The 8,346-nt window shown below is 46.1% G+C and carries 10 protein-coding genes; 2 read left to right on the top strand and 8 right to left on the bottom strand.

The window, feature by feature from the left end:
- Positions 1-66: 66 nt before the first annotated feature.
- From ADA01nite_RS12910 to ADA01nite_RS12875, 8 genes are all read right to left on the bottom strand, one after another.
- On the bottom strand, positions 67-567 hold the full coding sequence (locus ADA01nite_RS12910) for a VanZ family protein (protein WP_146810488.1): 501 nt from the start codon (positions 565-567) through the stop codon (positions 67-69).
- A 70-nt stretch (positions 568-637) separates the two neighbouring features.
- Positions 638-1,135, bottom strand: a complete 498-nt coding sequence (locus ADA01nite_RS12905) for a restriction endonuclease (RefSeq protein ID WP_146810487.1) — start codon at positions 1,133-1,135, stop codon at positions 638-640.
- A 23-nt stretch (positions 1,136-1,158) separates the two neighbouring features.
- Positions 1,159-2,256 carry a ParB/RepB/Spo0J family partition protein gene (locus ADA01nite_RS12900; RefSeq protein ID WP_146810485.1) on the bottom strand — a complete coding sequence of 366 codons (1,098 nt, stop codon included), beginning with the start codon at positions 2,254-2,256 and terminating at the stop codon, positions 1,159-1,161.
- A 269-nt stretch (positions 2,257-2,525) separates the two neighbouring features.
- The gene (locus ADA01nite_RS12895) at positions 2,526-2,774 is read right to left on the bottom strand and encodes a hypothetical protein (RefSeq protein WP_146810483.1); all 249 of its coding nucleotides are present in this window, start codon (positions 2,772-2,774) and stop codon (positions 2,526-2,528) included.
- A 326-nt stretch (positions 2,775-3,100) separates the two neighbouring features.
- Complete coding sequence (locus tag ADA01nite_RS12890; RefSeq protein ID WP_146810481.1) at positions 3,101-4,198, bottom strand: MraY family glycosyltransferase; 1,098 nt, start codon at positions 4,196-4,198, stop codon at positions 3,101-3,103.
- 35 nt (positions 4,199-4,233) lie between these two features.
- On the bottom strand, positions 4,234-4,992 hold the full coding sequence (locus ADA01nite_RS12885) for a WecB/TagA/CpsF family glycosyltransferase (protein WP_146810479.1): 759 nt from the start codon (positions 4,990-4,992) through the stop codon (positions 4,234-4,236).
- A 146-nt stretch (positions 4,993-5,138) separates the two neighbouring features.
- Positions 5,139-5,795: an acetyltransferase gene (locus ADA01nite_RS12880; protein ID WP_246147328.1), complete on the bottom strand. Its 657-nt coding sequence runs from the start codon at positions 5,793-5,795 to the stop codon at positions 5,139-5,141.
- Between the two features lie 194 nt (positions 5,796-5,989).
- Complete coding sequence (locus ADA01nite_RS12875) at positions 5,990-7,006, bottom strand: NAD-dependent epimerase (protein ID WP_146810477.1); 1,017 nt, start codon at positions 7,004-7,006, stop codon at positions 5,990-5,992.
- 445 nt (positions 7,007-7,451) lie between these two features.
- On the opposite strand from ADA01nite_RS12875, the gene ADA01nite_RS12870 reads away from it, so the two are divergent.
- Together ADA01nite_RS12870 and ADA01nite_RS12865 are read left to right on the top strand one after the other, a co-directional pair.
- Complete coding sequence (locus ADA01nite_RS12870; RefSeq protein WP_146810476.1) at positions 7,452-7,847, top strand: hypothetical protein; 396 nt, start codon at positions 7,452-7,454, stop codon at positions 7,845-7,847.
- Positions 7,837-8,166: a hypothetical protein gene (locus tag ADA01nite_RS12865; protein ID WP_146810474.1), complete on the top strand. Its 330-nt coding sequence runs from the start codon at positions 7,837-7,839 to the stop codon at positions 8,164-8,166. The genes ADA01nite_RS12870 and ADA01nite_RS12865 overlap by 11 nt, the downstream gene beginning before the upstream one ends.
- The last annotated feature ends 180 nt before the right edge of the window (positions 8,167-8,346 follow it).

Below are 8,346 nucleotides of genomic sequence, written 5' to 3'. Positions count from 1 at the left end.
AAAAGTCAGCCGTCCTTCCCATGATTTTCATATCGGGATTACGGCTGAAGAGGTATGATCGTTTTCTTATGATTTATAAGCAACGGAAGCAGAATGGCGAGATTTTAACATCCAGAGCGCGACGAGGATGCCACAGGCAGCACCAAAGCCATCAAGCCAGACGTCAAGCATCATGCCGTTGCGGCGGGCAGTGTACATCTGGTGAAGTTCATCCGAAGAAGCATACAGGACGGCCAGGAACAGGGAGAGAACAGCATTGCGCCAGCCTTTCAGCTTCAGCATCCATAACACCCGGCATAATACAAAGCCTAACAGGAAGTAGCTAATAAGATGGGCCGCTTTGCGGATGAAGAATTCAAGAAATGCGGGTACGCCAAGGTTGGCGATGCTGATTTCTTTTGTGCCGTACATGAAATTGACACCGGAGAACCAGCGGATAAAGAAGTCCTGGTTGACGTAGGCTCGCAGGAGCGGCTGGAGATTTTGTTTGTCGTACGGAATAGATGAGGAGATAAAGATGACTCCGGCAATGATGAGCACCGGCAGCCAAATCCATACTTTCTTCATTGGTTATGTTTCACTCTTCCTTACATTTTTCTATCGTTGTCCAGTATATCCATTGCATTCACAGCAGAAGCTATGAAATTGAAGAAACGGTATGTAAAGCATCCCACAAGCTTTGTTCATAAATAGTGCCGGAGCCGTCATGGTACTGGCTATTCGTTGCGAAAGTCAACGCCAACAGAATCCGATCAACGTCCATGATGTCCGCATTTAAACAGAGCTGCCTTGCCGCGCTCGTGAAATAATTGGAAGTGATGAAGTAGGCATAAATGGGAGTGTATGCGTTAATTTCCAAATTCTTATATATATCTCCCGCCAATGCAAAATTTCTGCTTTTTAACAAATGCAAGGAACCGGCAAGCTCTCTCACCTCATGAGAGTGCACCTTTTCACTTTGATAATGCTTAGCCTGTCCGATAATATAGATCTTGGAAGCGATTCGATTCTTCGCAAAAAACCTCGCATCATCTTCGGGATGGATAACCCCCACAAAATCAATCCCCTGATCATGCGAAGGCGGCGTGCAATTTACACTGATGCATCCCAAAAACTTAAGATAAAGCGCACACAGCTTTTCAAATTCACCCGCTCCACCTACTCTGTTCTCATAACTCGTTTCATTCCGGCAATGAGTTTATCAATCGTATTAATAATCGCTGTAACCTCTTTTTCGGTTTGTTTGTCCATATCCAGTAACGCCGTCATCGTGATTTTATCAAGACTCTTTTTTATTGTTGCAAGGTTGTTTTTGAATCCTTCCTGCGTGTAATACGCACTCTGTTCCAGCGCCTCGTAAATGCTCCCCGTCTCCTCCATAATATCCAGCGCCTGCTCGTCTTTGATAAACTTATTCAGTATTCTTAATTCATCGCGGCGCTGTATAATAGGCGGTCTTTTAACGCCCGTTTCATCATCTTCTTCTCCCGGGGACAGCCAGCCAAAAAAACGTTTTAATCTTGCTTTTTCTGTGAAATCATTTAACTCGCTATCCCAACCAAGCCATTCTTTCAAGTCTTTCTTTCCCATCAATTCATAAAAGATCCCCGAAAGCGCAGGCGTAAAATATTCGCCGTATTCTTCGTCCGCCCGAAACTTCTCCATCGCAATAAAAGAATCCAGCCGCTTTTTAACCGCCTGCTTTGTCATTCCGAGACGATGGGCAATCTCGTTCGTATCCATTCCGTACTTCTGCTTCAGGTTCATGATAAGTTCGGATTGCTCATAATCTCCCCACTCTTTAATGCCGCTTACATGCCGCAGCCCCATTAACAGGGTATAGGCTTCATCGTCTACTTCGTAGACCACCACTTCGATTGAATGAAATAAACGCTCGTCTACGTTTCCAATGGAAAAACCTTTTTCCATATCCTCTTTCAAAGCTTTCAATGTCGCCACTCTTCTGTTTCCCTCTATCACTACATAGAGCGGCGCAGGTGAATGCTGCGGTTTAGGAGAATGGTATTGTCTTACTAAAATATTATCAATTCGAAGAAAACCATTGGTCTTAAAACTGTCTATCAAATCTTTAATTCCTTCACGGTTTTCTCCTTCAATCATTGTATGTGTTCTTTTCTGTACCATTTTATTTGCGATATCTTTCTCTTCCACTTCCGTATATCTCGGATGACTGTGTAAGCGATAGTTGTTGGGGTCCAATAATAACTGATCGATATTAACTTCTACGGTTTGCATCCTCTACACCTCTCTTCTTTACTAAAGAATAGCATTCGTTTCTTTTAACCTTACTACTCACCTTCTCCGTATTCCCTTATTCTTATACCGTATTATATCCATACGTTTTGATATATTGACATATGTTTACGGATCTCGGCAAGAATCTAGAAGCGTTCTTTATTATCAGTTTATCATCTCAAAATTACCTCGTCGAATTAAAAGACAGCAAAAAAGCCCTTTAGGTATATTTTTCCCTCGGGCCAGCAAATGTTTTTTCACTTAACGGTCTATTGGTGTTTGATGTGAAAGATTTCTTTTTCATGTTCTAAGAGCTTGGCATCATGAAATTTTAAAGCTGATTTAATGTCCTGGATGTCTTCTTTCATCTGGTAAATGGCCTGTCCGTTTTCTCTGACTTCTTGTTTCACTTCCGCAAGCTCTTGCTCGATAGACGCCATTCTTTGCTCCATGGAAGTCATTCTTTGGTCGAGGGAAGTTAACTTATCCAGGATTTTATGCAGAAGTTCATTTTCCATTCTATTCACCTCACTTTCCAGGAAAATCATGAGGAAAGAAGGAGAGGGGAGAAGAAATAAGACCCAGGGAAGAAAAAGGCGTTCGCCTTTTTCCCCATTAAAATCACCCCCTCGTTCTCTTCTCTCTTTTTCTTCGTACCGCAAAAAGGCAACCAGCCGCCTTCCCTTCGTTTTCATGGCAGGGCTTGTAGGCCATGGTGGTTTTCTGCGAAATCCATGTGCAATTTTCTTTTATTTATTATACCGTGTTTCTAATCGCCTGTCCGCTTGTTCCTTATTTAGACACAGAAAAACCTGCGGCATTTAATTTCCGCAGGTTTTTCTGTCTATTTGTACTCTTTACCGGTTGTCATCTGTTTAATTCTGCGGGCCGTCTCCAGCAACGGCTTCTTCTGCCCGACCCAGCCGATGAGCTCGGCCATTAGTTGCAGGATAAGCAGCAATACGCCAAGGATGGTAAATGCACCCCAGAGGTACGACTGGTAGAAGACAATGGCAGCGGTCGCAAACAAAAAGCTGAGTCCATAAATCGCGAGTACCGCGCCACGGTGCGACAGCCCTGCCGCCAGCAGGCAGTGGTGCAGGTGCTCTTTGTCCGCGACGGAAATCGGCTTCTTGTTCAGGTAACGGCGCAGCATAGCGAAAATCGTATCCGAGAGCGGCACCCCAAGAATCAAAATCGGAATGATAAACGCGAACAGCGTGACGTTCTTGAAGCCCATAATCGAGAGCGCCGCCAGGTTGAAGCCCAGGAATAGCGCGCCCGTGTCGCCCATGAAAATCTTGGCCGGGTGGAAGTTGTAGCGTAAAAATCCGACGATACCGCCCAGCAGGATGATGCAGTACAGGGCGACAACGGTATTCCCCATAATGAAAGCCATAATCATCATCGCGGCGGTAGCGATACCGGATACGCCGGCGGCCAGACCGTCCAGTCCGTCAATCAGGTTCACCGCGTTGGTGATGCCGATAATCCAGAAGATGGTGAATGCGACGGAAATCCAGGTCCATTCAAAGCTTAGGATGCCCTCAAACGGCAGGTTTATGAATTCGATGCGCAGGCCGTAGTATACGACGACGGCTGCGGCGATAATCTGTCCGAGCAGTTTTACCTTTGGCGACAGTTCGAACCGGTCATCCAGCGCACCGACCAATACGATGATGGTGCCGCCGAGGAAAATGCCGAATGCTTGCTGGGATGTGATGCCCTGCTGTTCAAGGAACGAAGGAAACAGCAGCCAGTAAGCAACCGTGAAACCAGCGTAAATCGCGAGACCGCCCAGACGTGGCATTAACCGCTGATGAACTTTTCGATGATTGGGCTTATCCACGGCGCCAACATAGATGGCAAACCGTTTCACAGGAGGTGTAGCGATGAGCGTCACAACGAGTGAAAGAATAAACCCGTATACATAAATCTCCATGTTTCCTCTCCTTAGCTTTCATCGGTTTTCCTGATTTATTTTCTGCGTAGCAATACTTGATTCCAAATTACGGATAATGCAAACTTCGGCAGCAGGAGCTGTCTTCTCCAGCGCTTCGGCTGCGACAGCAGGCGGTAGAGCCATTCCAGGTTCAGCTTTTGCCAGAAGAGCGGCGCCCGCTTAACCTTGCCTGAGAGTACATCCAGGCTTCCACCCACGCCCATAGCCAGGTTCACCGGAAGTTCAGGCAGATGCCGTGCGATCCATTCTTCCTGGCGCGGTGCTCCGAGCGCCACAAACAACAGCTGCGGGCGTTCCCGTCGGATGTGCTCAAGAATGCTTTTTTCTTCTTCCTCAGTGAAATACCCATCAAAATGCCCGCCATAACAGGCACGCGGATATTGTTCTTTTAGTTTCTCCGCCGCTCCTGCGCAGGATTCAGGAGACGCACCGACAAGAACATATTTCCACCCATATGTATCGGCCTGCGCCATAAGCGAATGAAGCAACTCATAGCCTGCGACACGCTCCGGCAGCGGCTCCCCGATCCAGCGGGAGGCGAGCACGACGCCGATACCGTCCGGCGTGACTACACCGGCCTGCCTGAGCAGATTCATGTAGGAATCATTCTGCCGGCCCAGCATGACAATCTCCGGGTTGGCCGTAACGACCTGCGTTTGTTTATTGTCTTGAATACGGCGGGTGAGAATGTCGACCGTTTCTTTGTGCGTTGCGTGCAGGAACGGTACGCCTAAGATGGTGACCCGCTTGTGTGTGTCCGTACTTGTTCTCATTCATTTCCAACTTTCATCGTTTCATACACTAAGACGGTACAACCTGTCTTGGAGTTGCACCGCCTTCATTTTATCTCAGATCGGATAAAAGCTCAAACAGAAAAAAGCGCTTTTTCTTGACAAATACCCCCGAATTTTGCAGGGCATCAGACCCGTTGTTTGATCGGTTTTGCCGGAACGCCGACTGCGGTGCAGTGAGCCGGGAGCGGCTGCGTGACGACGGCGCCTGCCCCGACAATCGTGTAGGCGCCAATCTCCATGCCGGGAATAACGGACGTGCCGGTGCCTGTCTGGACGCCTTCGCGTATGGTGACGTTGCCGGACAGGTTTGTGCCGGGCAGGATGGCGGCATAGTCTTCGATGATGCAGTCGTGCCCGACCGTGCAGCCGTAATTGATGATGACATGGCTGCCGATGGAGACGTTGGTGGTGACGATGCTGCCGGCGCAAATCATAGTGCCTTCACCGATGGTGTTTTCGTCGCCGTACACGGCGGTCGGGTGAATGAGCGTGGCAAATCGGATGTCCGGCTGTAGCTCTTTTACCATGGCGACTGCTTTCTTCTTTCCTTCCGGATGGCTAAAACCGCAGATGACGTAGATGTCTTTGTATTCTTCTTCCGCCAGCAGCTCCGTTGGGCCGAGCACCGGAAAACCGTTGCGTATCTGTCCGTGAATGGCTTCATTGTCATCGATATAGCCAAGCAGTTCCCATTCCGGGGTCACCCTGTTAATGTCTTTGATTAACTGGGCGGTTTCCCTGCCGTGACCGCCTGCACCGAGAATCACAATTCGTTTCATCATGCTATGCACCTCTTTTCTGAGAAAATCACGAGGAGAGAAGGAGGGGGGGAGAAGGAAAAAGATCCAAGGAAGAAAAAGGCCGTCGCCTTTTTCTACATTGAAATCATCTCCTCATTCTTTCCTCTCTTTTCCCTCATACCACAAAAATCAGCTGGCCTTCCCTCCATTTTCATGTCGGGGTTGCGGCCAAAATTTTATCTATAGTAATCGCGGTACCAAGCCACAAAATTTTCGATTCCTTTTTCAAGCGGTGTATCCGGACGATAGCCTGTATCACGAATTAAATCTTCGATATCCGCATACGTGTCCTTTACATCGCCGGGCTGCATCGGCAGCCATTCTTTCACCGCTTCCTGACCGAGTGCCCGCTCGAGCGTTTCGATAAAAGTCAGCAATGAAACAGGACGATGGCTTCCTGCATTATAAATGCGGTATGGAACGTAGCTGGTGGACGGGTCAGGATGTGCGGCCTGCCAGTCAGGATCCGGTTGCGGTGTACGCTGCATAAGCCGCATAACAGCTTCTACGGCGTCATCGATATATGTGAAATCCCGCTTCATTTTTCCTTCATTAAAGATTTGAATCGCCTCTCCTGCCAGGATAGCCCGGGTAAACGAGAAATAAGCCATGTCCGGACGCCCCCATGGCCCGTACACCGTAAAAAATCGAATGCCGGTGGTTGGAAGGCCGTACAGGTGGCTGTATGTATGCGCCAGTAGTTCGTTGGCTTTTTTGGTGGCCGCATAAAGGCTGACCGGATGATTGGTTGCATCGTGCTCGGAAAACGGCTGTTTGGCGTTAGCCCCGTAGACGGAACTGGACGAAGCATATACAAGATGATCAACCCCGGACAGGCGACATGCTTCCAGTATATTCACGAACCCGGTCAGATTAGAATCAACATAAGTATAAGGATTCTGCAAACTATAGCGAACACCCGCCTGGGCAGCCAGATGAATCACAATAGAAGGTTTACTAGAAGCAAAGATTTCTTCGAGCGCCCCTCTATCCTCCAGTGCGGCCTGAGTAAAAGTAAAGCTGTTATATTCGCGCAATAAAGAAAGGCGGGATTGTTTAAGTGATACATCGTAATAGTCGTTCATGTTGTCGAATCCGGTGACGCTGTAGCCTTCATCCAGTAAGCGCCGTGCGACATGAAAGCCGATGAATCCCGCGCAGCCGGTTACCAGAACAGGTGACTGAATTGTCATATATGTTCCTTCTTCCTGTGTATCTTTTATTATACATGATACCAGAAGTCGGGATTTTTACAGGAACATTAAAAGAATATTAACAAAGTGTATTCATTCTCTGAAACTGATATACAGATTGGTGCACTACGGGCGGCTGGCTGTGAACGGATTTATGAAGAGAAGAGAAGATGAGCGGTACAAAGACTTTATTTGAAAACAAGCCGCAAAGTATTTGCATAAGACGAAAATCAATACGTGAATCCGTCGCCGTTCTCCCCGTGGATTTCCGGATACTTACGTGGTAGTATAAAGTAAAGAAAATTACTTTCGAAGATGAACACTTGATAATTCACCAATCAGACACGCTTGATGTATCAAGAGGCGAAAAGGAGAGTAGAGAAACTTACCCTCTCTGAGGACGCTATATAAAATTTAGAACATGGTGCAAAAGGGCGGGGAACAAGTGGTTATTTCAGAAGAGATAAAGAAGTGTATAGTTAAAGTGTTGGATCAGACAACCCAAAATGGAATTACATGGAAACCAAGAAAAAACATTAAGCACCTTAAAGATAGAAAAAAACGAGGGCATATACCGCAAGATTGGGAGCTGCGTGATTACGAAGGTCTAATATTAAGCATACTAAATGATATAGATAATGAAACGTATATTTACTATAAACGTGGTTTTGATCAAAATTATTTTGTTTTTGGAGATGGATATTGGATTGTAATTATCGGAGAGAATGGTGTAATGGAAACAGCATTTCCTCCTGATAATTATAATAGATATTTATTAGGTGAAGACCGCGGATACACTTATGTAGGCACTATTGAGGAGGTGCGTAACAGTGAATCTTGATCGCGATGTAAGAAATTATGGATACTCTGTCGATGATTTTGAGTTAAGTCCATTCGAATTAGTCGATATGCTTGATTTGAGAAGCAGATTACATGAGAACTATAACAAGTTAGATGAATTTTCCAGACAACAACTAAAGAATTACGACAAGATTTTACTTTTAAACGCAAAAGAAATGTACAAGGCTTTAAGTTCTGTATATGACTTTGACAATGATAAACCTTTTGATGAATGGTGGTGGCATCTGGATAAGGTCGCGCAAGGCTTACTAAATCCAGATATTAGCGCTATGTATAAAAAGAAAGATTATGTAATGTAGACATAAATCTAAGCGAAAGTCCGGTGAATACCGGGCTTTTTTATTTTGTAGAGGAGAGATCACTAGCGTTGCATAAAAACTGAAAGAGATTTTAACTGATAATTCATACAGTTATTTTTAACCAGTTGACAAAAAACGAGAAGTCTAATGAAAAGGTCGTTTCTGTCCACTTGGTAAATT

This window comes from Aneurinibacillus danicus (assembly GCF_007991215.1).
Lineage (GTDB): Bacteria > Bacillota > Bacilli > Aneurinibacillales > Aneurinibacillaceae > Aneurinibacillus > Aneurinibacillus danicus.
This window is presented reverse-complemented; position numbering and strand designations above follow the sequence as displayed.